Source organism: Vannielia sp. SX4 (assembly GCF_052828525.1).
On the sequence record NZ_CM128247.1, the window covers coordinates 2,692,427 to 2,715,561 of the forward strand.

A 23,135-nucleotide genomic window follows, 5' to 3' on the forward strand; every position below is an offset into this window, starting at 1 on the left:
GTCTGGGTGCTGATTAAGCTGTTCACTGGCAGCTTACCGGAGGCTGCGTTTAAGCGAAGGAGCCTCTCACCTTGGTGCCAGGCCAGAACGGAAGAGTGAGGCGAACGCCATGCGACCAGAGATTTACACGCTCTCCCGGCGTCATCTTTTTATGGCTGTTCTTGCTTGCTGCCTGGTCAGTCTGTCGTTCCAATACGTTCTGGTCGAACGCGGATTTGTCGCGGCTTCTGCAGATGAAAGTGCCCGTGCACTGATCGCCCGAGAACTATCATGGGATACGCTTTTTGTCCCATATATCTGGCCACCGTTTTACGAACTTATTGTCGGGTTGGGCTACAAAATTTATCCCGATCTCTTTTACACACCACGCCTGATAGCAACGACCTTTGGCTTAATGAGTCTGATCTGTATGGCCAACCTTGCCTGGCAGATATTTGAAAATCGCTTGATCGTCCTGATTGCGGCCATATTGGGTATCTTCTTGCACCATCGGCTGCTTCTGTCCGTCGCGCCAATGTCGGAGATTTTCTTCAACTTCTTCGTCCTGGCGGGCTGCACTGCAGTCGTGCGCTATAGCCGGTCAGGCGCGGCGAAGGCATTCATGGTGGCTGCCTTAATGTTCATGTTGTCAAGCACGGTACGGTTTGAAGGGTGGTTCATTTGCGCAGCTTTCGTGTTGAGCACGGGCTTCATGCAGCTTTGGTCGCGCCCGATCGGTTGGGGACCATTCCTAAAGGGCACCATGATAGCCTGCGCCTTCCCGGTCCTCTGGATTGGTTTGTCAATTTTTCACTTTGGCGATCTGAGCGGTATCACCGCGGCCCGTGACCAGAATGCCGCCGCCGCTACCGATATGGCCGTGGTCATCAAGAACTCCCATCTCTCTGCTTTTATCCGCGATTTCGCGGACACCGTCCTGCTCGTGGGTGCCTTCGCAGCATTGGCATTGTTCGTCACAGACAGATCGGTGCGCTTCATGATCTTCGTAAGTGCCTTGGGCCTTGTCCTAGCGACCGGGGCGGCGATTGTCAGTCAAAGTAACCCGCTGGCTGCACCTTGGCGCATCGCTGGCGCTTGGACGTCCCTATTGATCCCTTTCACGGCCTATGCGCTGGTTTGGGCCGCGAGCAAGCTGGGACAGTTCGCACGGGTCGCGTTGCCTGTTTTCGCAGCTGTGGCATCCATAGGGCTGATTTATGACAGTTGGAAGATTGTGCGATCAACGGTCTCGCATCCTACGGCTTTCGGTGCTGAAATCTTAGGATTGCGCGCAGCCCTCGGCGACCTCGGCGCGAAAGATACGACACTGTTGATCGACGTCGACGATGTGGACTTTCTGCATCTGGTCGTCGCCGTGAACCAGCCTGAGGAAATGATCTATTCAACCGGCTCGGACCCAATCGGGATCGCGCTTTACGTTGGGCAAAGCACGTTCTGGCAAAATGCCTCGGACAACGAGGGGAAAGCGATTTACGATCAGTATGTCACTGTAAAAACCGACTTTGCCAATGGCACTGCGGTACTGAAGGCTCAAAATATCGGCTTTGTCTTGGTTCGGGATCGTGACCGAAAACAACTTGCCGATGGGTTACAGTGGTTGACCTATCAGCGGCAGTTCAGCCAGTGGCACCTTTATGCGGTGGAATAAGCGCGTCACCTGATGCCCGGTGCTGCAACGGCACCTCAAAGTATCTGTAGCTCAAATGCGCGATGGCATAGAGCAGGATTATGTAGGGAACGAAAACCAGCAACCGCTGCTCAATCGGCAATTCATAAGTCGGCCCCAACACCTTATTAAAGAGGTATTGCAGAGGGATGTGGATCAGATACAGACCGTATGACAGGTTACCACTATAGACAATCAACCGCCAGCGCAGGGGCGAGACAATCCATTTTCGTTCCTCAAGAATGCACATGATGATGGCGGTCGAGCCATACGCGAGGAACGCATATGTCATCAGGGGGCGTAGTCCTCCTGAAGTGTTGATCCAGAATGATCCGCGAGAATATCTTAGGATCTCGCGAATGGACAGGCTTTGTGCGGATAGAATGATCCATCCGGCACCGATCAGGACCACAATGCAAAGCAGGAGTTGCGCATTCCACTTTCGCTCGCAGATCGGTCGTTCAAACACCGCGACCAATGCGCCAAGGGAAAATGCGTCAAAATGGCTTGCCGAGAATTGATAGACCAGTTCCCCCGCTAACTCATCAGTGTAGAGCATCGACAGCCCTATGCGGATCAGCGGCGACAGGGCCAGCCACGCGATCAGGAATTGTAACATCCTGGCCCGCCGAACGCAGAGGAAGACAATCGGCATCAGGATGTAGAAGTGTTCTTCAATCGAAAGACTCCAGAAATGATCGAAGATGAAATTCACTTCGTAATTCGGGGACATGCGATAAAAATTCACCGTGGCGGTCAGCAAGGCCAGAAAAGTCGTCCGCAAGTCCCACAGACGGCTGCCATCGGGTGCCTCCGCAAACAGGACAAGCGCACCAGCAAGGATAACGGCAAAATAGAGCGGCAATATGCGCCAAGCGCGGCGCCGATAAAAGGTGGCCAGCTTAGATTTGGTCGTGGCTGTGGTCTGTTGCAGCCGGATAAGTGACAGAGTGATCACATAACCTGAGATCACGAAGAAAACCCAAACACCAGCCCAACCGAAGAAGAGGAAGGACCAGTGAAACAAGATAACCGATAGAGCCGCGACACCGCGCAGGCCCTGAATAGCGTCGTTCTTAGAATGCGGGGGGGTTGTCATAGTACTGATGCCGCCAGCAACAGCCCCAGGATAATCAGAATGCAAGAACGGCTTACCTTGTCCTTGACTGCGTAGACAATCGGATCGTGATGCATCCGGCCTCGATGGGCCATCATCACCATACGTGCCACCCAATACAGCAGCACCAATGCGATACCCCACAGAAAATAGGGCGCAGAATACAGCGCGTTCACGTCATCCGAGTTCACATAAAGGACCAGTACTAGAACCGAAACGAACCCCGATGAGATCGCCATATTCTGAATGATCGACAGGTCATCTACGTGATAGCCTCGACCAGCCGCGCCGACTTTGCCCTGAGCTATGTTTTCGATCAGTTCGGCCTGACGTTTGACCGCCGCCAGTGCAAAAAACAAGAACATCGAGAAGGCAAGCAGCCAAACCGTCAACGGTATGCCGGTGGCCGCCCCACCCGCTATAATGCGCATCGTATAAAGTGCAGCTAGCGTACATATGTCGACGATTAGCTTGCGTTTTAGGCTGAGAGAATACAGCGTTGTCAGTCCGAAATACAGCATCAGAACCAAAAAAAACGACAGCCCCAGAAAAGCTGAACACAGTAGCCCCCCCGCAAGTAATCCAATCATCAGCCATGTTCCATCTGCGATCGGAACGTTGCCTGCCGCGAATGGTCGTTTCTTCTTGTGCGAATGGACCCGATCTGCTGAAAGATCCAGTAAGTCGTTCATAACATAGACACTGGAGGCAACCATACAAAAGGCGACAAAGGCCAGCATTGATTGGAGCAATGTTGCGGTGGCCGTTTCGTGCGCGGCCATCATTGGCAGAAATATCAAGACGTTTTTCACCCATTGATGCGAACGCAACGCCTGGAAATAGTGTCGCGCCGCAGGCGGCCGATCCACCAGATGCTCAAAATCCGCACTGACTTCCTCGACTGCATGGCGGAGGCGCGGCGATGCATTCACCGTAAAAGCCTTCTTGGCCTTTTTCCAAACCGGTAAATCTACCTTGTGATCTCCAATATAGTGAAACCCGGTATTAGAAAAATGTTCGCTCAAAAAGGCAGCTTTGTTGGAACCTTTTAGGTTGTGGTCCACTGTTGAGCCGTGAACCTCATCAAAGAGATCGAGATGCGCGCCGATTTCATTTGCCAGTGCCTGGTCGGATGCGGTGACGAGCGCTGTTGCCCCGCCGGCATCTCGCCAAGCCCGCACCGTGGCAAGGACGGTGTCGTTGTAGGGCAGGGTCGTAACATCGACCCGAGATCGTCTCACCAGCATCGCTTTCAATGCAGCGCGCCCAATACTCAGGCTTTGCGCCGCCCGAAACGGGATAGTCCAGTCACGCGACACACCGGACCACAGCGTTTCGTACAAAATATCAGATCGAATGAGTGTACCGTCCAAGTCAACCACCAACACCGGCGAGCTGCTGTCGTACCTCAATGTCATCAATGCAAGCTTCCCGAGAGCTGGTCAAAAAATACAAGAAACGCCTTAAATCCCTATCGAAAGGGAAGCATAGGTTCGATTCTATTGCAAGTAGAGGCCACAGCGCTCCGCCTCATCGAAACCTCTCTTGAAAGCCCATAGTTTTCAGGGGGGCATTTTCATCGTTCCCTGCGAACTGAAACCACTTATCTGATCCATCTCCAGAGGAAGGCATCCTGCGTCTAGGCCGAAGAGCTGGAGTGAGTACTATTGCATCACCATGCTCTCCACCTGAGGCTGACCAGAAACTGAGGTACGCGCGCGTCCCGCTAGAACCTGTTCAAACCCCACCGTTTTCCGCCGATCAACACCCTTTGCGCCGTTCGCACGTTCCTGCGGTACTCGCCATCTTAGAAGGACACGGCCGATCTGCCGACCGAACGAGGCATAATCGCTGACCGGTCGACAAAAGTAAGCGCCCATTCGTCACCGCGAACCTATGCGACGGCCTCCATTGCCATGTAAGCAGCTCTTCGACGGTCCGGAATCGGGCCGACAGGTGCTGATCCTGAACAGATTTCCCCGCATACACTTAACAAAGCGACGACTACGCATCCGGTTCACGCGGGAACCGACATGCCCACAGCGGAGCGCACTTACGGTTTCAAAACGTTGGCTGTGTTTGCGCACTACCCCGTATCAAACCGGAGTAAACATCGAAACGTTAATGGTCCGCTTAGCGGGACGGGTCAGTAGCCCCGAAGAGCGCAAAATCCACACGCGACAGCCGCATAGTTCGGCCTAATCGCACAAAGAAAAACTATACTTCACTTCTCTGAACTAAAGGAGGTCCAAGTTTTCGGTTTTTATGGTGCCCGGGGGCGGAATCGAACCACCGACACGAGGATTTTCAATCCACTGCTCTACCCCTGAGCTACCCGGGCACGGGAGAAGCGGCTGGGCCGCCCCTCAGGGTGGCGCGGTTCTACGGCCCTGCCGGGGGGTTTGCAAGGGGGTAAAACGCAGAAATCGCACGGCTTGTGCCTGCCCCCTACTCTGCCGCCGACTCCGGGGCATTCCGGCCCCGAAATCGCCACTCTGCGACCCCGCCCTCTGCGGCTGCCACAGCACCTCAACACATAGGCGAAGAGCGGCCACAAACCCGCCCCCTGCCCGCCTCACGCGCCGAAGCGCGGCTCCGGTACGCCCTTGATCCCCAGGCCGGTGATCGCAAACACGCTGCCTCTCAGCGGCCCGTCTCCGGGGAAGCGCGGCAGCGGCGGTTTGGCCATCGAGGTGACGTAGAGCACATCCATATCCGGGCCGCCGAAGTTCATGCTGGTGACCTTCTTTACCGGCATTTCGATCACCCGGTCCACCGTGCCATCAGGCGCGTAGCGGACGATCTTGCTGTCATAGACCAGCGCATTCCACAGGTAGCCCTCGGCATCCACCGTCGAGCCGTCCGCCGCGCCGCCGTTCGCGCCGTCCACCTTGGCGAAGGTGCGGCGGTTGGAGAGCGCGCCGCTCCCGATGTCGTAGTCATAGGCCCAGATCTCGCCCGACCACGTGTCCTGAAAGTAGAAGGTCTTGTCATCGGGGCTGAAGCAGGGGCCGTTGGAGCAGACGATCCCCTCATCCACCTTGGTCACGCTGAAGTCCGGGTCCACCCGGTAGAGCGACCCTGCGGGGCTGTCCTCTCCGGTGTCCATCGAGCCTGCGAAGAACCGCCCGCGCCGGTCGGCCTTGCCGTCGTTCAGCCGGGTCTCCGGCATACCTGGCTCCGGGTCATGCAGCAGCTCGCAATCGCCGGTCTCGAAATCGAGCAGATGAAAGCCGTTCTGCAGCGCCACAATCGCGCCGTTGCCATCCTTGCGCAGCGCCATCGAGCCAATCTTGCCCGGCACGTCCCAGGCCCGCACCTCGCCGCCGGTTTCGGTGCAGCGAAACACCCGGCCATCCATCGAGTCGATGAAGTAGAGCCGCTGCTGTTCCACATCCCAGATCGGCCCTTCGCCGAGGGTGGTCTTCACGTCTATCAGCACGTCGATCTTCATGGCGTCTTGTCTCCCTGTTTATCCTGCGAAGCGCGGCTCTTCGATGCCGCGCACGCCCAATCCGTGAATGGCGAAGACGGCGCCCGCCTCCCGCTCCTTGTGGTATTGCCCGCCCATCGGCCGCGCCATCGAGGTCACATAGGCAATGTCCAGATCCGGCCCGCCAAAGGTGATGCTGGTGGTCGATTGCACCGGCAGCCCCACGATCCGGTCCACCACGCCCTCCGGGTCAAACCGGATCAGCCGGCCTGAGTAGACCTCGGCCGACCAGAGGTAGCCCTCTTCGTCCACCGTCGCGCCGTCCGGGTAGCCGCGCAGCCCCTCGAAGCTGGCGAAGATCCGACGCGAGGTCAGGCTGCCGGTCTCGATGTCGTAGCCATAGGCATAGATCAGCCCCGGCGTGGTATCGGCAAAGTAGAAAGTGCTGTCATCCGGGCTCCAGCACGGCCCGTTGGAGCAGGTGATGCCCTCCTCCAGAAGATGCACCGAGAGGTCCGGGTCGAGCCGGAAGAGCTTGCCCACCGGGTCGCGCTCCTCGTAGTCCATCGAGCCCGCAATGAACCGCCCGCGCCGGTCCACCTTGCCATCGTTCAGCCGCGGGCGCAGCTCGCCCGGCTGGGTGGCGTGGATCAGCTCGGTCTCGCCGCTCTCGAAGTCCAGAAAGTGAAAGCCGTCGCGCAGTGCCAGCACCGCCCCGCCACCCTCGCGCAGCGCCATTGACCCCACCGGCTGCGGCAGCGGCCAGCGCTTGATGTCGCCGCCCGCCGCGTCGCAGCTCTTCACCGCCGGGCCGTAGCTGTCGATCCAGTAAAACCGCTGCTCCCGCACATCCCAGAGCGGCCCCTCGCCAAGCCTGTCCGGCTCCTGCACCAATTGTTCTATCCGAAGCATCTCCAAACGCCCTCCCCTGCCCGTGCTCGATCAGAAACCCACCTGATCGCCGCCCTTGAGTTCAAGGATCTCGCGCGCCTCGTCCGGCGTGGCCACGCTCTTGCCCAGCCCTTCGATGATGCCGCGCACCATCCGCACCTGCTCAGCGTTCGATTCCGCCAGCCGGCCCTTGCCGGCCCAAAGGCTGTCTTCCAGCCCCACGCGCACGTTGCCGCCCATCGCGGCGGCCTGCGCGGCGATCCGCATCTGCCCGGCCCCCGCGCCGAGCACCGACCAGCGGTAATCAGCGCCAAACAGCCTGTCGGCAGTGCGCTTCATGTGCGCCACGTCCTCGGGGTGCGCCCCGATCCCGCCCAGCAGGCCAAAGACCGACTGCACGAAGAACGGCGGCTTCGCGAGCCCCCGGTCGGCAAAGTGGGCGAGGTTGTAGAGATGCGAGATGTCGTAGCACTCGAACTCAAAGCGCGTGCCGTTGCCGTAGCACTCCTGCATGACGTATTCGATATCGGCAAAGCTGTTGCGAAAGATCAGCCCCCGCGAGGCCTCCAGCGCCTCCCGCTCCCAGTCATGCTTGAACTCCTTGTAGCGCTCCAGCATCGGGTAGAGCCCAAAGTTCATCGACCCCATGTTGAGCGAGGCCACCTCTGGACGGAACTGCGCCGCCGGGCGCACCCGCTCCTCCACGGTCATGAACGGGCTGCCGCCGGTGGTGATGTTCAGCGCCGCATCGGTGCTCTGCTTGATCCGGCCGAGGAAGGGCTCGAACCCCTCTGGCGACTGGTCCGGCTTGCCGGTCTCCGGGTCGCGGGCGTGCAGGTGCAAGATCGCCGCGCCCGCCTCCGCCGCGGCCAGCGCGTGCTCAACGATCTCATCCGCCGTCACCGGCAGATGGGGCGACATCGAGGGCGTATGGATCGCCCCGGTGATCGCACAGGTGATGATCACCTTGTCCTTCTGAAGGTCCGCTCCCGCTCTGCCCGCGCTCATTTGCTATTCTCCCTGTTCCGGGCGTGTCTCAACGCCGCAAGTTCCATCAGGCCCCGGTCGCGCCAATGCTGGCGCGCGGGGATATCCTCCAGCGGCAGCGCCGCCCGGCGCTCCGCCTCAACCCGATCAAGCACCGCGCCGCGCCAGCTGGTGGCAGGCGGGGCGCTCTCTGGCAGCGCCTCGTAGATGCCCGCATAGCGCTCCACGTAGTCGCGCACCCCGCCGGGGGCGTTCAGGTCGATGGTCTCAAAGGGGCCGACCACCGCCCACCGCATCGCCAGCCCGTCCCGGATCGAAATGTCGATCTCCTCCGGCGTGGCATAGCCGCCGCCGACGAGGTCGAAGGCCTCCTTCAGCAACGCGCCTTGCAGCCTGTTCATCACGAAGGCGTCGATCTCCTTGCCCATTACGATGGGCGCCTGCCCGATGCCGCGCATCAGCGCCTCCGCCTTCGCCAGCGCCTCGGGCGCGGTCCATGGCGCAGGCACGATCTCGATCGCCGGGATCAGGTAGGGCGGGTTCAGCGGATGGCAGACCATGCAGCGCACCCGCCCCTCCAGCCCTTCGGAAATGGCCGAGGGCAGCAGCGCCGAGGAGGAGCTGGACAGAACCGCATCCGCCGGGGCCAGCGCATCGAGCCGGGCGAAGATCTCGCGCTTGATCGCAAGCTCTTCCGGAAGGCTCTCCTGCACCATGTCACAGCCCGCCAGCGCGGTTGCGAGGTCCGGCTCGGTGGTGATCCTCGCCAGCACCGCCGCCGCTGGCTCCTCCAGCAGCCCGGCCTCTTCCAGCCCGTCCGCCATCTCTTCGGCAAGGCCGCCAAAGCGCGCCAACACTTCCGGCGCGCCGTCCCAGACCGTCACATCGCAGCCACCCCGCGCAAAGGCCACGGCCCAGGCCCGCCCGATCAGCCCGGCGCCGACGATGGTGATCCTCCCCCGCGCCATGGTCAAAGCGTCTCCACGTTTCCGTCAACGGCGAGCGACTGGCCCGACAGGTTGCGCCCGTGGTCCGAGAGCAGCATCGCCGCGCTGGCCGCCACATCCTCCATGCTCACCATCCGGCGCAGCGACACATTCTTGAGGTATTCCGCCTCCATCTCCGCGTAAGAGACGCCCTTCTGCGCCGCCCGATCGCGGATCACGCCCTCCATGCGTGGCCCGTCCACGATGCCCGGCAGGATCGCGTTGACGCGGATGTTCTCCGGCCCCAGCTCCTTGGCGAGTGACTGCATCAGCCCGATCACCCCGAACTTTGCCGCCGAATAGGGGGTGCGATAGGCGTAGCCGTGCTTCGATGCGGCGGACCCCATGTGGATGATCGCCCCGCCTCCGGCCGCGCGGATCATCGGCACCGCCCGGCGGGCGCACAGGAACTGCCCGGTCAGCCCGATATCGAGGCAACGCCGCCACTCCGCCGGGTCCAGCTCATCGACCTTGCCTGTGGGGCCAGCGATGCCCGCATTGGCCACCAGTGCATCCAGCCCGCCAAGCTGCGCCTCAATGGCATCGAAGAAGGCATCCACCTGCCCCTCGTCCGACACGTCGCAGCGCAGCGCGAGGCAATCGCCCAGCTCCGCTGAGGCCGCCTTCAGCGCCGCCTCGTCCACATCGCAGATCGCCAGCTTCGCGCCGTTCCGGTGCAGCACCCGCGCAATCGCAAGGCCAATGCCGCCTGCTCCAGCCGAGATCGCAACCCGCTTGCCCTCAAGGCCGGGGAACCCTCCGCTCTGCTCCATATCAACCACCTTTCCTATCGCGCAGCGCTATCACCGCCGCCAGTATGACAAACCCGAAGAACACCGAGCGGAAGGCATAGGGCAGCGAGGTGCCCGCCAGCAGCATCTGCATCGCCGTCAGCAGCAGCGCGCCGCCGAACATGCCCATGTAATGCCCGCGCCCGCCGGTGATCAGCGCCCCGCCCACCACGACCACAGCGATGGAGGGCAGCAGGTAATCGTCGCCCATCCCAAGGCTCGCCTGCCCCGAGAACCCGGTGAGCAGAATGCCCACCAAGGCCGCGCAGAGCGCCGAGAGAATGTAAACCGAGATCAGCACCCGCCCGGTCTTCACGCCCGAAAGCCGCGCCGCCTCCTCGCTGTTGCCGAGCGCGTAGATCCGCCGCCCGAAAGCCGTGTGCCCCAGCATCAGCACCGCGCCGATGATGAAGAGCGCCAGCAGCGGGATCACCGGGGTTACGCCGAGCAGCTTGCCGGTCATGATCCAGCGCAGCGCCGGGGCGGCAAAGCCCGCAGGCGTCCCGTCCGACCACAGCAGCGCCGCGCCCTGCAGCAGCCCGTTCATCGCCAGCGTCACCACGATGGGCGAGAGGCCAAGCGCCACGATCCCCAGCCCGTTCAAAAACCCGATCGCCACCGCGACGCCCAGCACCAGCGGCACCGCATAGACCAGCGCCGCATCCGAGCCCTGCACCACGCCAGCCACCAGAATACCCGAGAGCGCGATGGTCCACGGCACCGAAAGGTCCAGCCCCCCGGTCAAGATCACCGCGCCCTGCCCCAAAGCCAGGATCGCGAGGAAGGCCGAGAGCACCAGAAGCGTGTTCCAATAGCCGAAGTTGTTGAACACATTGCCAAGCGTCACTTGGGTCACGATCAGCACCAGTAGCAGCGCGCCATAGGCCGGCAGCGCGTAGCGCAGGGTCGAGGCATTGGCCTTCCACCAGCTCGCCGGCCGGGCCTGCGCCACCCGCGCGCCACCCGCCGGGGCGGAGAACGGCAATCGCCTATCCACCTGCTCGCGCTGCGACACCAGCAGCCCACCCCGCCGCGCCCGCAGGTAATCGCCCGCCGCCTGAAGCTTCTGCGCCAAGGGCGAGTCCTTCGACATCGAGCCCGCCAGCACCGCCGCCAGCAGCACGCAGCTTTCCGCGATGGTCGAGTAATAGGCCGAGATGTTCAGCGTCAGCAGCATGTTGACCACGATCATCAGGATATAGGCGCCAAAGACCGTGCCCAGCAGCCCGCCCCTGCCGCCGCCCAGTCGGGTGCCGCCGATCACGACGGCGGCAAACATCGGCAGCAGCAGCGAGTTGCCCACCAGCGGGTCGCCCGAGCCCGTCTGCGCGCTCACGAACACGCCCGCCAGCCCGTAGAACCCGCCCGCAAAGGTGTAGGTCAGGAACACGGTCAGCATCCGCCGCATCCCGCTCGCTTCCGCCGCCGCCGGGTCGCTGCCCACGGCATAAAGCGACACCCCGTAGCGCGTGTTCTTCAGCCAGACCCAGAACAGCACCGCCACCCCGATCACCAGCACCGAGGCCGGCAGCAGGTTCGGCACCGCATCGCCCAGGTAAAAGCCCCCGAGGCTGGGAGAGACAAAGCCCCCCGGCTTGTCCATGATCAGCAGCGTGACCCCCTGCACGATGAACATGGTTGCCAGCGTCACCACGATCGGCTGAAGCCGTAGCACGGCGACGAAGAAGCCGTTGAACGCCCCCACCACCATACCCGTGCCGATGCCGATGACCGTCCAGAGCGCCACATTGGCCTCAAAATCCGCTGGGTCCATCTGGGTCGCCAGCACCACGTTCACGAGCGATACCGTCGCCCCCGCCGAAAGGTCGAAGCCGCCCGACAGGATCACCATCGTCTGCCCCATCGCCGCCAGCGCCAGCGTCATGCCGCCCGAGGCCATGAAGGACACGTCGAAATAGGTCAGCGGATAGGGGCTGATCGCATTGGTCAGCCCGAAGAGGCCAAAAAAGACCGCAATCGCCACCAGCACCGCCTGATGGCGGCGCAGGTCCTGCCGGATGCGCGGGATCGAACCCTGCGGATGGCCCGTCATGCTCTGCGTGTTCATCATGCCGCTCCCGTCGTCAGGCTGGCGCCACCCAGCGCCGCCTCCATCATAGCCACCTCGGTGATCGCATCGCCCTCCAGCCAGCGGTCGACCCGGCCCTCGTAGAGCACCGCCACCCGGTCGGAGAGAAATTCCAATTCCGGGATCTCGGTCGAATGCAGCAAGATCGCCCCGCCCGCCGCCGTGAAGGCGCGCATCATGTCGTAAAGCTGATGTTTGGTGCCCACGTCGATGCCCCGCGTCGGGTCGAACAGCAGCAGGATGCGGCTCTGCGCCACCAGCCACTTGGCGATAGAAATCTTCTGCTGGTTCCCGCCAGAGAACGCCCCGGCCGCCATGTATTGCGCCCGCTCTTCCACCTCGACCACGTCAAAGGCCTCCGCCGTCGCGCGGCTCTCGCGGGCGGCGTCAATCAGCGGCCCCCGGTGGAACCGCCCGATCACCGGCAGGCTGGCGTTCAGCCGCCCGTTCAATTGCAGAAACAGCCCCTGCGTCTTGCGCTCCTCCGGCACCAGGCCGATGGCAACCGAGGGGTGCAGCGCATCGGCGGGCGACGCCAGATGCACCGGCGCCCCATCCACAAGGATCTCGCCGCTCTTCAGCCTCTCCTCGCCAAAGAGCGCCGAAAAGAGGCTGTTCTGCCCCATCCCCTGCAACCCCGCCACGCCAAGGATCTCACCGGGCCGCAGCACAAAGGACACATCCCGCAGCTTCGGCCCCGCGCTCAGGCCGCGCACCTCCAGCACCGGATCACGGGCCTCCACCGCCGCCGCGTCGGGCTTGGCAGGAAAGGTGTTTTCAACCGAGCGCCCGATGATCAACTCGACCACCTCGGCATCGGTAAAGCTCTCCACTGCGCCGCTGCGAATATGCTTGCCGTTGCGCAAAATGGTCATGTGGTCGCAAAACGCCCGCACCTCCGGCATCCGGTGCGAGATGAACAGCACCGTAACGCCCCGCGCCTTCGCCTTGGCGATGATATCGCCCAGCCACTGCACATCCCCGCCCGAGAGCGCCGAGGTCGGCTCGTCCAGCAGCAGGATGCGCGGGTTGCGATAGAGCGCACGTGCGATCTCCACCTTCTGCCGCGTGGCCAGATCCAGCTCGCAAGCCAGCGCGCCCAGATCGACCCGCAGATCGAGGCCGTCAAGAAATGCCCTGATCTCCTGCCGGCTGCTGCGCCGCCGCAGCACGCCGAGCGGGCCAACGCTGCCGCGCGGCAGCATCATGTTGTCCAGCACCGTGAGATCGGGGATCAGCGTCAGTTCCTGAAACGCCGTCTGTATCCCCGCCGCATGGGCCGCCCGCGCGCTGCCCAAGGCCAGCGGTTCCCCGTCCAGCAAGATCTCGCCCCGGTCCGGCTGGATCAGCCCCGAGAGCAGCTTCATCGTGGTCGATTTGCCTGCCCCGTTCTCGCCCAGCAAGGCATGTACCGAACCGGCCCGCACGGCAAAGCTCACATCGTCATTCGCGATGGTCGGCCCGTAGGCCTTGGTCACGCCGCGCAATTCGATCAGCGGCTTGCTGGTGTCGTCCGGGGTCATCTGTGCCTGCCTGCTGCTTGGGGTCGAATGGTCAGGCCACGCGCCCGGCCGCATCGGCGGGGCGCGTGGCTGTCTTTCAGCCTGCCCGGCTCAGAGTTCCGGCTGGCCGACGAGGGCCGCGTTCAGCCCCACCTCCGGCGTCTCCGCCGAGAAGATCGAGGCAAACCAGCCGGGGTTGCTCACGATCGACGGCAGGAAGGCATTGCAGCCGTCGCGCATTTCTTCCCACGAGCCGGTCTCGCACAGCTGCACCGTATCGCTGGTCACCACCGGCAGCGGCAGCGTGGTCAGCTTCGGCACTTCGGCGCCTTCCAGCATCGAAACCGCCAGCTTCAGCGCCAGCGCGCCCGAATAGGGCGGCGAGGCATAGGAAATCCGGCGCGCGCCGAGCGGCATGTAGGCGCCCGATGCACCCTCTACCTCGGTGCCCGCCGGCAGCATCTGAATGCGCCCGCCGTTGGAGCCTTCGCCCGCACAGGGCAGCAGCTCTTCGGCGCTGCGCCCGGCTTCGAGCTGCATCGCATTGGCGGTGTAGCAGCCGACCTGCAACCAAAGCCCGTCGATGTCATCCCAGCTGCGGGTCGACATCAACTTCGAAAGTTCGGTCCGCGCAACAGCCTGGCTCCACATGCCCACGGCCTCGCCCACAACCTCGACGCCCGCGGCCTCGAAAACCTCCTTGGCGGCGGCGGTCCGGGCCGCATCCACCGAGGTGCCCGGCACGCCGGTGAGCAGCATCACCTTGCCTTCGCCGCCCATCTCCTCGACAAGCCACTCGGCCGTCACCTTGCCGGCCTCGGTCTGGTCGATGGTCACGTTGTAGGCGCAGGGCTCGGTGATCTCGCCGTCATAGGCAATCACGATCACGCCCTTGTCGCAGGCGTTCTTCACCACGTTGTTCAGCGCCGTCGGCGAGATCGGAAAGACCACGATCGCATCGGCCCCCGATTGCACCATCGCGTTGATCTGCTGGATCTGCCGCTGCGCGTTCGGCCCGGCCACCTGCACCTGCAGGTCGATCTTGTCGGCCATGCTCTCATGCGCGGCCATCGCCTTGACCATATTCGAGGCCTCGGCCTGCCAGTCATTGCCGATGTAGCTCATCGACAGGAAAACCTTGTGCTTCTCGTCCTGCGCGGTGGCAGCACCGGCGCAAAGCGCCAGCATCGAGGCCGCTGTCATCGCCCCCTTGAGTGTCTTGTTGAACATCAGAAATCCTCCCAAATTCTCCATGCCACATTTTGATTGCTGATTTTTGATCAAATGTCAAATCGCGTTTTCAAGCGCCGCGAAACCTGCGATAAGAGGGGCAGCCAAGCCGGTGCGCCAAGCAGTTGAAAGGTAACATACATGGCCAATCTCGCCGGGCGCGCCCGCCCCCTCCGCAAGGAAACTTTGCAGAACCAGGTCTACCGCGAACTCTGCGAACTGATCCTCGAAGGCGGCCTCGCTCCAGGGGAATCGGTCACCGTGGCGAGCATCGCCGAGGCCTTCAACGTCAGCCCGATGCCGGTGCGCGAAGCACTGACCCGGCTGATGGAGGCCGGGGCGCTCACCGTCATTTCCGGCCGCTCCATCGGCGTGCCCACCCCCGACCCGGCGGCCTTCGAAGATCTCAAGAACGTCCGTATCGAGGTCGAGTCCACCGCGCTTCGCTGGGCCATCGCCAACCGCGATGCCGCCTTCGAGGCCCGCCTCGCCGCGCTGCTGGAGGAGATGGACAAGGCCGAGCAGAACCGCGACCTGAAGGCCCATATCCGCACCAACTACGAGTTCCACTTCACCATCTACCGGCAAAGCGGCTCGCCGCTGCTGCTGGAGATCATCGAGAACTTCTGGCTCCGCGTCGGACCCTACTTCCACGCCCTGCGCGAACGCGGCAATCTGCGGGTCTCCAACACCCACCACCGCCTGCTGCACAAGGCGATCTGCGAAGGCGACGCAACCGGCGCCACCGAGGCCCTCGCACAAGACATCCTCGCCGCCTACGACACGATGGCTGAAACCCTCCTGAAGGCAAAAGCCGCGCCAGGATAGGCTCGTCGCCTTGCGCGCAAGTAAGGGTTAGCAGGTAGGAAGGTGGTGGGTCGTGAGAGGCTCGAACTCCCGACATCTTCGGTGTAAACGAAGCGCTCTACCAACTGAGCTAACGACCCGGACCGGCGAGGGCTTTACCTTGAGATCCGCACCCGGATCAAGCCCCCGTGTCAGTGAAAGGCCCCGCGCTTTTCAGCGGCGGGGCCCCGAAACTGGTGGGTGATAAGAGATTTGAACTCCTGACATCTTCGATGTGAACGAAGCGCTCTACCACTGAGCTAATCACCCGTGGGGGGCGATTTAGCCGTTGTCGTCGTCCTCTGCAAGAGGCTTGGCCACAGTTTTTCGGCGGAGTTTCAGCATCACCATCTCGCCGTTCGGCAGCTCTTTGCGCTTGTGCACCATGAGCTTGCCAAGTTCGGGGATCTGCATGTTCGCGCCCTTGCCGATGATGTTGCCGATCTCGGCCAGCGTGGCCTCGACCACCGGCTTCACATCCTTGCGCTTCATCCCCGTGGCCTCGACCACGCTGTCGATCAGCGCCACCTTCTTCACCAGCCCCTCGGCCACCACCGGCTCGGCAGGGGTGACAACGGTGATATCGGGCTTCGGCGTGTTCTCCACCAGCTTCACCGGCGGCGTCTTGGCGCCGGTCTTGGCAGCGGCTTTTCCCCGCGCCGCGTTGGTCTTGCGGTTGGGCGCGGTCTTGCCGCCGCCCGTGGTCTTGCGTGGTCCGGCCATCGGATGCCTCATCTGGTTCGTGCTGCTCTTGGGGCGCAGCCTAGCAAACCCTCGGTCAGGCGCAATCTTGCTCTTGACCTCAACCATGGTTGAGCCCCCAGCTTGCCCGGCATGACCCGCACTGCACCCCCCTCTCACGGCCCCGCCCTGCTTGCCCCCGGCACCCGCGGCCCCGTTCTGGCGATCTCCGCCGGGATCGGCATGCACGCCTTCAACGATCTGGCGATCTCCGCCTCGATCCCCGTGGCGATGGAGGCGCTCGGCGCGCTGCCGATGCTGCCGCTGGTCTATGCGCTCTTCTTCATCGGCGTAGTGGCCGGCGGGGTGACAAGCGCCGAGATCCGCACCCGTATCGGCGCCCGCGCCACCGCGCTCGGGGCGGCCAGCGTCTTCCTCTTGGGCATGTTGCTCACCGCCACCGCGCCTTCCGGGCTGGCCTTCGCCGTCGGCCGGGCGCTTCAGGGCTTCTCCGATGGCGTCATCGCCGCACTCTGCTACGCCCTCATCCCCCAACTCTTCGCCGCCACCATCGTGGCGCGGGTCTTCGCGGTGGAGGCCACCGTCTGGGCGCTCGCCGCCGCGCTGGGCCCGCTCACCGGGGGCTATGCCACCGAGCACGCAGGCTGGCCGCTGGCCATGCTCACCGGCCTGCCGCTGGCGCTCACCTTCCTCGTGACCGCCGCGCTCATCCTGCCCGCTCGCGCCGCCGACAGCTTCGTCATCAAGCGCCGCACCCCGCTGCGCCCCGTCGCGCTCTGCCTCGCGGGCGCAGGCATCCTCGCCCTGCCCTCCGCCCTGCCCCAAGCGCCCGGCGCTGCCCTCGGCCTGCCCGCAGGCCTGCTGCTCATCGCCCTCGCGCTATGGCTCGACCGGCGCAAACCCCGGCCCCGGTTCTTCCCGTCCGAGGCCTTCACCCTCACGCCGATGGGCGCGGGCACCTGGCTGATCTTCCTGATGCCGGTGGCCCAAAGCGTCTCGTCGATCTTCACCGCGCTCTGCACCCGCGTGATCTTCGGCCTCTCCACCGTGCTCACCGGCTGGGTCGTGGTAACGATGGCGCTGAACTGGAGCCTTTGGGCAATGGTGGCAGGCCGCCTGCCCGCGCGGCGCCGCCTCGCCGCCCTGCGCTTCGCCCCCGCACTGCAAATCGCCGGGGCGGCCTGCGTGGGCGCAGGCTTTGTCACCGCCACCCTGCCGCTGGTGCTGCTGGGCCAATCGCTCTCCGGCGCGGCCTTCGGTTTTTCATGGGGGCCGGCGAACCAACTGATCATGGAGGCCGAGGCCGAGCGCCCGCGCACCGCCTCCTTCATGCCGACCGTGCAAACGATGGGTTTCGCCACCGGCGCCGGGCTGTTCGGATGGATCGCGGGCGCCACCGGCCTTGTCCCCGGGCTGGCCTCCGGCACCCCTGCCCTGCCGCTCGCCGCGCTCTGGGGCGTGGCCACCCTCACTGCCTGCGCCGCCCTGCTCGCCGCCCGCAGGCTGCACAGCGCCGATGGCCCGCAGCCCGATGCGCCCCCGCCCGGCCCTCAGCCCGCTGCCTGAAGCCCGCGTTCCGCCTTCTGCCGGGCTTGCCGCGCCAGCGTCATCACATCCGGCCCGTCGCAGCGCGGGATGACCCGGTAAATCGCCTCCACCGCGTTCTCCACCGCAAAGGCAACCAGCCCAACCGAGACCACACCGAGCATCACCCGGCCAAAGGGCGCGGCGCGGATCTGCCCCAGCGCCTCGCCCACACCGCCCGCCGCCTGCGGATCGGCAGTGAGCGCGGCATAGCAGATCAGCACCCCGATCACGGCAATCACCACGCCCTGAGCGATGCAGCCGAACTTCAGCACCGGGTCCAGCCGCTCCGCCGTGGCGGTGACCCGGATGTGCTCCTTGTATTTCTCCGAAATCCCCTTGTAGCCGTAGTAAACGCCCGCCCCGATGGTCACGAGCCCCACCGCGCCCACCAGCCACGGCCCGAGCGGCATCGCCATCAGCTGCGCGGTCATGCTCTGGGTGCCCCCGCCCTCGCCATCGCCGCCCCGCAGCGCCAGCCCGGCCACCGAAACACCAATCGCGCCATGAATGACCCCGGTCACAATCAGCCCGGCCCGCGCCACCACGCCCTTCAGATCGCGCCCGTAGTCCTCAAAGTCGAGCGCCGCATCGACCAGCCGCCAGACCATGTAGGCCCAAAGGCCGAGGGCAATGAGCCAGAGCAGCGGCGTGCCCCACCAATGCGCCTGCAAATCGGCCAGCGCATCGGTCGTGCCCTCCGCCTCCTGCCCCTCGACCGCAGCCACGAGCGCCAGCCCGCCAACCACCGTGTAAACCACAGCACGCGAGAGATATCCCGCCCGCATCACCGGCACGACCCAAGCGGGACAGGTATCAGACATCGGCACTCCTCCTTTGCTAAAAGGACGCGCCCATACCACTCCCGGTTCCCTCAGGGGTCAAAAGTCGGACGGTCAGAATGAGCGCCGAACGATTTTGGCACGAGCATCGGCACGCAGTTTGCGGCCTGTTCAGGCGCGCCATCCCCGCGCCTTGATCACGCCCAAAGCCAACCGTAGGTAAACCAAACCTCTATGCGGAGTGACTTGGTGAAAAGGTCTTTACGGGTTAGCCTGATTGTTGTTCTAGGCCTCGCCATCCTTGGTGCAGCCTTCGGCGTGCATCAAAGCTATGTGCGCAACTCCGGAAGCCAGTCGTCCGGCGCCCCGCCGCCACCAATAAACACGGCAACGCGCGCCAGCTTCCAGATCCCTGTCTCTCACCCCAAGCTCAAAAACCCGTCTCCTTTCAAATATGTTGGAAAGGAAATGAGTTTTGACCATGTCTTCATCAAGGATGCCTACAAGACGGTCCCCAACGCGGAGGCCTGTCTCGTCAAGGTCGAGGGCTCTGACACGACGTTGAACCTGTTGGATTTGAAGTGGGCGTCTCTCAGATCGGATGAAGAGGTCAGGCTCTGCCTGTTCTACATCGCGGATATTCTGGGCAGCTCCGAAAGGACCGAGGCGTGGTTTCGTGCCCAAGAGATGCGCGTTCATATCACGACAGTCCCGGGGAACTCCGAGCCACCAATGGCTCACACAATCCTGCGCGCGACCTTCCCGGAGCGCGTTCCACAGTCATGCAGCCTCTACGACATGTTCGTTGACCCGATCTTCAACCCGTCCCGGTGGATCTGGAACATACGCCAAAACGCATCCGGGGTGCGGGTCGTCTATGCACGCGATGGCGCGATAAGGGATGTCGGAATAGAACGGGGCAGCTGTCTCAACTGAAATCGCCGATGCCTTGGCCTCAAAGCCCAGCGTCCATCGAGCCCGCCACGCGCCAACCCTCCCCGCAGCCAACAAAAAGGGGCCGCCCGCGCGGGGCTGCCCCTCTTACTCGTTACCAACCCCTTACTGGCGCGCTTCGCAGAAGGCGCGTTCCAGGCTGTCGGAGGGCAGCGGATCGCATCGGATCTGCGGCCCGAGGCTCGAGGCGTTCGGCAGCGCCGTCGACAGCGACGGGATGTAGGTGATCATCAGCAGGAAGACGAAGAGCACGGCGAGGAAGGGCGACGCCGCCTTTACCACCCGCATCATCGGCATCCCGGCCACGCCGCTGGTGACGAAGAGGTTCAGCCCCACCGGCGGCGTGATCATCCCGATCTCCATGTTCACCACCATGATGATGCCAAGGTGGATCGGGTCGATCCCCAGCTCCAGCGCGATGGGGAAGACCAGCGGCGCCACGATCACGATCAGCCCCGAAGGCTCCATGAACTGCCCGCCGATCAGCAGGATCACGTTCACGATCACGAGGAACATGATCGGCCCGAACCCGGCGCTCAGCATCGCCCCGGCGATCTGCTGCGGAATCTGCTCATCGGTCAGCACATGCTTCAGGATCAGCGCGTTGGCGATGATGAACATCAGCGTGACCGTCAGCTTGCCCGCCTCGAACAGCGTGTGCCGCGTGTCGGGGTGGAAGAAGGCCGTGATCAGCGCCTGCGGCTTGGTCAGCAGGCTGGCCCGCGCCACCCCCTCACGCTCCGCCAGCGGCCCCATGTCGCGGTAAACCCAGACCGCCACGATAAAGGCATAGACAGAGGCCACCGCCGCCGCCTCCGTTGGCGTGAAGATCGCAGGCGTGATCCCCGGAATGCCGTAGATCCCCACCATGATGATGACGATCAGCATCAAGCCCCAGAAGGCCTCGCCAAAGCTGCGGGCAATCTCGCCCCAGCCCTTCCACTCGCCCGCCGGCATGCCACGCAGAATGGCCATCACATAGATGGTCACCATCAGCATGACGCCGGCCAGCAGCCCCGGAATGACCCCGGCAAGGAACATCCGGCCCACCGACACATCGGTCGCCGAGGCATAGACCACCATCACGATCGACGGCGGGATCAGGATGCCCAGCGTGCCTGCGTTACAGATCACGCCCGCGGCAAACTCCTTGGTGTAGCCCGCCTGCTTCATCGCCGCGATCACGATCGTCCCGATGGCGACCACCGTTGCGGGCGAGGAGCCCGAGAGCGCGGCAAAGAGCATGCAGGCGAACACGCCCGCAATCGCCAGCCCGCCCCGCAGGTGCCCCACGCATGCGATGGAGAAGCGGATGATCCGCTTGGCCACCCCGCCCGTGCTCATGAAGCTGGAGGCAAGGATGAAGAAGGGAATGGCCAAAAGCGTGTAGTGCCCCGCCATCGCCTGATAGAGGCTCTGCGCCACGCTTGCCAGCGAGGTGTCGGACAGCACCAGCAAGAAGACCATCGAGGAAAGGCCGAGCGAAACCGCAATCGGCACGCCGATCATCAGCAAGCCGATGATCATCACGAAGAGAAGAACGACATCCATTATTTCTGCTCCGCGTCATGGGTTGCGGCCACGGCGGCCACTTCGTCTTCGGCCTCATGGCTCACGATCAGGCTCTCCTGCTTGCCTGCGATGATCCGCAGCGTCGCCTGGATCAGGCGGAAGAGCATCAGCGCCACCGCAATCGGCAGCATGGCGTAAGGGATCAGCCGTGGCAGTTTCTCCCAATGCTCCCACTGATCCTCAGGGAAGCCCTTGTTCAGCGTGATCGGCTCCAGCCAGCGCAGCCACTCCAGCATCGGCACCTGATCGGTCATGTAAAAGCTGTTGTTGCGCGCGCCGGTGTTCAGCCCGGTCGGAAACCACCGGCCCTCGGTCGGCGGCAACCCGGCAAACGGCGCCCAGTAGTCCCACGCGCCCTTCATCAGCAGAATGGCATAGATGAGGCAGGCCGCCGCCGCGAGCAGCGCCATCACCCGCTGGCCCTTCTTCGGCAACATGCCGGTCAGCGCATCCACGCCCAGATGGGCGGTGATCTTGAAGGCATAGGCGATCCCGAAAAGGACCAGCCACGCAAAGAGGATCAGCACCACCTCCTGCCCCCAGATCAGCGACGAGTTGAAGGCGTAGCGCAAAACCACGTTTACGAAGGTCAGGATCGTCATCAGCCCCAGCAGGAGCGCGATGAAACTTTCCTCGAATGTATTGATGATCCGGCCCAGCTTGGAGCCTTCCCCGGCATAGGACGACATCTGCGTGCCTCCCCCATTGTCCCCAAAAAGCGCTGCCCGCTTGCAGCACGGCCCCGCGCTCTCTGCGCGAGGCCGTATTTTTCAATCAAGCCATAGGCTTAGAATGAGGCGTTGATCTCCTGAGCGGCGGCGATGTTGTCCGCGCCCACGTCACCCTCGAACTGCTCCCACACCGGCTTCATCGCGTCGACCCAAGCCTGACGCTGCTCGGCGCTCAGCTCGCGGATCTCGCCACCAGCGTCCAGAACGGCCTGACGGGCTTCCTGGTCCACGCCACCCACGGCCGCGTTCCGCTCGGCGGTCACTTCGGTAAGGATGGTCAGCAGCTGGTCGCGCACATCGGGCTCAAGGCTGTCGAGCCAGTCGACGGAGGCCACGACGAGGTAGTCGATGATGCCGTGGTTGGTCTCGGTGGTGCCGTCCTGCACCTCAAAGAACTTCTGGCCATAGATGTTGGACCAGGTGTTCTCCTGACCGTCCACAACGCCCTGCTGCAGCGCGCCGTAGACTTCCGAGAAGGCCATCGGCTGCGGCGAGGCCTGCAGCGCTTCCATCTGGGCAACCAGCACGTCGGAGGGCTGCACGCGGAACTTCAGGCCAGCGGCATCGCCCGGCTCGACCAGCGGCTTGTTGGCCGAGAACTGCTTCATGCCGTTGTGCCAGAACTCGAGGCCCTGAAGGCCGCGGCGCTGCATGGAGTCCTTCATCGCCTGACCGGTGTCAGAGTTCTGGAAGGCGTCCACGGCGTCGATGTTCTTGAACATGAACGGCAGGTCGAAGATGCGGAACTGCTTGGTGAAGGTCTCGAACTTCGACAGCGAGGGCGCGGCCAGCTGCACGTCGCCCTGAAGCATGGCTTCGAGAACCTGGTCATCGTTGTAGAGAGTGGAGTTCGGGTAGACCTCGACACAGGCCTTGCCGTTCATCTCCTCGTTCACCCGCTCCATGAACAGGCTGGCAGCGATGCCCTTGGGGTGACGGTCGGTGTTGGTGACGTGGCTGAACTTGACGACGATCTCGCCATCGTCGCAGGCGGCAAAGCCCGCACCGGCAGACATGACCAGCGCCACGGCGGTGGCGGAAAGGGTCGCGAATTTCATATGGATGTCCTCCCAGACATGTTTGGTTTCAGCGCCTCCCAGCGCCTGCCGGAGCAAACAACCAAGCGCCACTCCCCCGCAAGCCCTCCTTGCATGGTGCCAAAAACCGCCCTCAACCCCCTGTTATAAATCGCATTTCCCAAACTCCCCCAAGGTCATCTGCGCCCAAGCGTCCCTTTTCCCACACACACCACCCGCGCACCTGTGCGGATTT

The 23,135-nt window shown here is 63.3% G+C and carries 19 protein-coding genes and 3 tRNA genes; 4 read left to right on the forward strand and 18 right to left on the reverse strand.

Translation table 11 applies throughout. The features are described 5' to 3' along the window. Positions 1–151 precede the first annotated feature (151 nt). Positions 152–1,648 carry a hypothetical protein gene (locus tag ACUXVX_RS13260; protein ID WP_446308673.1) on the forward strand — a complete coding sequence of 499 codons (1,497 nt, stop codon included), beginning with the start codon at positions 152–154 and terminating at the stop codon, positions 1,646–1,648. Here the strand turns inward: ACUXVX_RS13260 and ACUXVX_RS13265 are convergent. The 11 genes from ACUXVX_RS13265 to ACUXVX_RS13315 form a co-directional block, all read right to left on the reverse strand. Next, positions 1,617–2,765: an acyltransferase family protein gene (locus ACUXVX_RS13265; protein WP_446308674.1), complete on the reverse strand. Its 1,149-nt coding sequence runs from the start codon at positions 2,763–2,765 to the stop codon at positions 1,617–1,619. The two genes, ACUXVX_RS13260 and ACUXVX_RS13265, sit on opposite strands and share 32 nt — an antisense overlap. Further along, positions 2,762–4,195, reverse strand: coding sequence for a UbiA family prenyltransferase (locus ACUXVX_RS13270; protein ID WP_446308675.1), 1,434 nt, complete (start codon positions 4,193–4,195; stop codon positions 2,762–2,764). The genes ACUXVX_RS13265 and ACUXVX_RS13270 overlap by 4 nt, the downstream gene beginning before the upstream one ends. A gap of 854 nt (positions 4,196–5,049) precedes the next feature. Continuing rightward, positions 5,050–5,124 (reverse strand) — tRNA-Phe (locus ACUXVX_RS13275). Positions 5,125–5,358: 234 nt separating this feature from the next. Further along, positions 5,359–6,237 (reverse strand): SMP-30/gluconolactonase/LRE family protein, encoded by an 879-nt coding sequence (locus tag ACUXVX_RS13280; protein ID WP_446308676.1) that lies wholly within the window; start codon positions 6,235–6,237, stop codon positions 5,359–5,361. A gap of 18 nt (positions 6,238–6,255) precedes the next feature. Further along, on the reverse strand, positions 6,256–7,128 hold the full coding sequence (locus ACUXVX_RS13285) for an SMP-30/gluconolactonase/LRE family protein (protein WP_446308677.1): 873 nt from the start codon (positions 7,126–7,128) through the stop codon (positions 6,256–6,258). A gap of 30 nt (positions 7,129–7,158) precedes the next feature. After that, positions 7,159–8,115, reverse strand: coding sequence for a 3-keto-5-aminohexanoate cleavage protein (locus ACUXVX_RS13290; RefSeq protein WP_446308678.1), 957 nt, complete (start codon positions 8,113–8,115; stop codon positions 7,159–7,161). Then, on the reverse strand, positions 8,112–9,062 hold the full coding sequence (locus ACUXVX_RS13295) for a 3-hydroxyacyl-CoA dehydrogenase (RefSeq protein ID WP_446311541.1): 951 nt from the start codon (positions 9,060–9,062) through the stop codon (positions 8,112–8,114). The genes ACUXVX_RS13290 and ACUXVX_RS13295 overlap by 4 nt, the downstream gene beginning before the upstream one ends. 2 nt (positions 9,063–9,064) lie before the next feature. Next, on the reverse strand, positions 9,065–9,853 hold the full coding sequence (locus ACUXVX_RS13300; RefSeq protein WP_222493333.1) for an SDR family oxidoreductase: 789 nt from the start codon (positions 9,851–9,853) through the stop codon (positions 9,065–9,067). A 1-nt stretch (position 9,854) separates the two neighbouring features. Beyond that, positions 9,855–11,939 carry an ABC transporter permease gene (locus tag ACUXVX_RS13305; RefSeq protein ID WP_446308679.1) on the reverse strand — a complete coding sequence of 695 codons (2,085 nt, stop codon included), beginning with the start codon at positions 11,937–11,939 and terminating at the stop codon, positions 9,855–9,857. Then, the gene (locus ACUXVX_RS13310; RefSeq protein WP_446308680.1) at positions 11,939–13,483 is read right to left on the reverse strand and encodes a sugar ABC transporter ATP-binding protein; all 1,545 of its coding nucleotides are present in this window, start codon (positions 13,481–13,483) and stop codon (positions 11,939–11,941) included. The genes ACUXVX_RS13305 and ACUXVX_RS13310 overlap by 1 nt, the downstream gene beginning before the upstream one ends. Positions 13,484–13,573: 90 nt before the next feature. Then, entirely contained in the window at positions 13,574–14,692 is a 1,119-nt protein-coding gene (locus ACUXVX_RS13315) for a sugar ABC transporter substrate-binding protein (protein WP_222493339.1), read from the reverse strand. Between the two features lie 141 nt (positions 14,693–14,833). Between ACUXVX_RS13315 and ACUXVX_RS13320 the strand changes: the two genes are divergently transcribed. Next, positions 14,834–15,520: a GntR family transcriptional regulator gene (locus tag ACUXVX_RS13320; RefSeq protein WP_446308681.1), complete on the forward strand. Its 687-nt coding sequence runs from the start codon at positions 14,834–14,836 to the stop codon at positions 15,518–15,520. 43 nt (positions 15,521–15,563) lie between these two features. Here ACUXVX_RS13320 and ACUXVX_RS13325 read toward each other — a convergent pair. From ACUXVX_RS13325 to ACUXVX_RS13335, 3 genes are all read right to left on the reverse strand, one after another. Then, positions 15,564–15,639, reverse strand: a tRNA-Val gene (locus ACUXVX_RS13325). A 94-nt stretch (positions 15,640–15,733) separates the two neighbouring features. After that, positions 15,734–15,808, reverse strand: a tRNA-Val gene (locus ACUXVX_RS13330). 12 nt (positions 15,809–15,820) lie between these two features. Then, positions 15,821–16,273 carry an HU family DNA-binding protein gene (locus tag ACUXVX_RS13335; RefSeq protein ID WP_446308682.1) on the reverse strand — a complete coding sequence of 151 codons (453 nt, stop codon included), beginning with the start codon at positions 16,271–16,273 and terminating at the stop codon, positions 15,821–15,823. Positions 16,274–16,372: 99 nt separating this feature from the next. On the opposite strand from ACUXVX_RS13335, the gene ACUXVX_RS13340 reads away from it, so the two are divergent. Next, positions 16,373–17,806 (forward strand): MFS transporter, encoded by a 1,434-nt coding sequence (locus ACUXVX_RS13340; RefSeq protein WP_446308683.1) that lies wholly within the window; start codon positions 16,373–16,375, stop codon positions 17,804–17,806. Here ACUXVX_RS13340 and ACUXVX_RS13345 read toward each other — a convergent pair. Further along, positions 17,791–18,648 carry a DUF1206 domain-containing protein gene (locus tag ACUXVX_RS13345; RefSeq protein WP_446308684.1) on the reverse strand — a complete coding sequence of 286 codons (858 nt, stop codon included), beginning with the start codon at positions 18,646–18,648 and terminating at the stop codon, positions 17,791–17,793. The two genes, ACUXVX_RS13340 and ACUXVX_RS13345, sit on opposite strands and share 16 nt — an antisense overlap. A gap of 207 nt (positions 18,649–18,855) precedes the next feature. On the opposite strand from ACUXVX_RS13345, the gene ACUXVX_RS13350 reads away from it, so the two are divergent. Next, positions 18,856–19,542 (forward strand): hypothetical protein, encoded by a 687-nt coding sequence (locus ACUXVX_RS13350; protein ID WP_446308685.1) that lies wholly within the window; start codon positions 18,856–18,858, stop codon positions 19,540–19,542. A gap of 123 nt (positions 19,543–19,665) precedes the next feature. Here the strand turns inward: ACUXVX_RS13350 and ACUXVX_RS13355 are convergent, their stop codons facing one another. The 3 genes from ACUXVX_RS13355 to ACUXVX_RS13365 form a co-directional block, all read right to left on the reverse strand. Next, on the reverse strand, positions 19,666–21,111 hold the full coding sequence (locus tag ACUXVX_RS13355; protein ID WP_222469108.1) for a TRAP transporter large permease: 1,446 nt from the start codon (positions 21,109–21,111) through the stop codon (positions 19,666–19,668). Then, on the reverse strand, positions 21,111–21,821 hold the full coding sequence (locus ACUXVX_RS13360; protein ID WP_222493354.1) for a TRAP transporter small permease: 711 nt from the start codon (positions 21,819–21,821) through the stop codon (positions 21,111–21,113). Before ACUXVX_RS13360 ends, ACUXVX_RS13355 begins: the two co-directional genes overlap by 1 nt. Before the next feature lie 98 nt (positions 21,822–21,919). Then, positions 21,920–22,921 (reverse strand): DctP family TRAP transporter solute-binding subunit, encoded by a 1,002-nt coding sequence (locus ACUXVX_RS13365; RefSeq protein WP_222469106.1) that lies wholly within the window; start codon positions 22,919–22,921, stop codon positions 21,920–21,922. Positions 22,922–23,135: the final 214 nt, after the last annotated feature.

Excerpts from the sequence above, each read along its gene's own strand:
- ACUXVX_RS13260 (WP_446308673.1), top strand. The coding sequence starts at position 152 with ATGGCTGTTCTTGCTTGCTGCCTGGTCAGTCTGTCGTTCCAATACGTT.
- ACUXVX_RS13265 (WP_446308674.1), bottom strand. The coding sequence starts at position 2,765 with ATGACAACCCCCCCGCATTCTAAGAACGACGCTATTCAGGGCCTGCGC.
- ACUXVX_RS13280 (WP_446308676.1), bottom strand. The coding sequence starts at position 6,237 with ATGAAGATCGACGTGCTGATAGACGTGAAGACCACCCTCGGCGAAGGG.
- ACUXVX_RS13285 (WP_446308677.1), bottom strand. The coding sequence starts at position 7,128 with ATGCTTCGGATAGAACAATTGGTGCAGGAGCCGGACAGGCTTGGCGAG.
- ACUXVX_RS13290 (WP_446308678.1), bottom strand. The coding sequence starts at position 8,115 with ATGAGCGCGGGCAGAGCGGGAGCGGACCTTCAGAAGGACAAGGTGATC.
- ACUXVX_RS13295 (WP_446311541.1), bottom strand. The coding sequence starts at position 9,062 with ATGGCGCGGGGGAGGATCACCATCGTCGGCGCCGGGCTGATCGGGCGG.
- ACUXVX_RS13300 (WP_222493333.1), bottom strand. The coding sequence starts at position 9,853 with ATGGAGCAGAGCGGAGGGTTCCCCGGCCTTGAGGGCAAGCGGGTTGCG.
- ACUXVX_RS13305 (WP_446308679.1), bottom strand. The coding sequence starts at position 11,939 with ATGAACACGCAGAGCATGACGGGCCATCCGCAGGGTTCGATCCCGCGC.
- ACUXVX_RS13310 (WP_446308680.1), bottom strand. The coding sequence starts at position 13,483 with ATGACCCCGGACGACACCAGCAAGCCGCTGATCGAATTGCGCGGCGTG.
- ACUXVX_RS13315 (WP_222493339.1), bottom strand. The coding sequence starts at position 14,692 with ATGTTCAACAAGACACTCAAGGGGGCGATGACAGCGGCCTCGATGCTG.
- ACUXVX_RS13320 (WP_446308681.1), top strand. The coding sequence starts at position 14,834 with ATGGCCAATCTCGCCGGGCGCGCCCGCCCCCTCCGCAAGGAAACTTTG.
- ACUXVX_RS13335 (WP_446308682.1), bottom strand. The coding sequence starts at position 16,273 with ATGAGGCATCCGATGGCCGGACCACGCAAGACCACGGGCGGCGGCAAG.
- ACUXVX_RS13340 (WP_446308683.1), top strand. The coding sequence starts at position 16,373 with ATGACCCGCACTGCACCCCCCTCTCACGGCCCCGCCCTGCTTGCCCCC.
- ACUXVX_RS13345 (WP_446308684.1), bottom strand. The coding sequence starts at position 18,648 with ATGTCTGATACCTGTCCCGCTTGGGTCGTGCCGGTGATGCGGGCGGGA.
- ACUXVX_RS13355 (WP_222469108.1), bottom strand. The coding sequence starts at position 21,111 with ATGGATGTCGTTCTTCTCTTCGTGATGATCATCGGCTTGCTGATGATC.
- ACUXVX_RS13360 (WP_222493354.1), bottom strand. The coding sequence starts at position 21,821 with ATGTCGTCCTATGCCGGGGAAGGCTCCAAGCTGGGCCGGATCATCAAT.
- ACUXVX_RS13365 (WP_222469106.1), bottom strand. The coding sequence starts at position 22,921 with ATGAAATTCGCGACCCTTTCCGCCACCGCCGTGGCGCTGGTCATGTCT.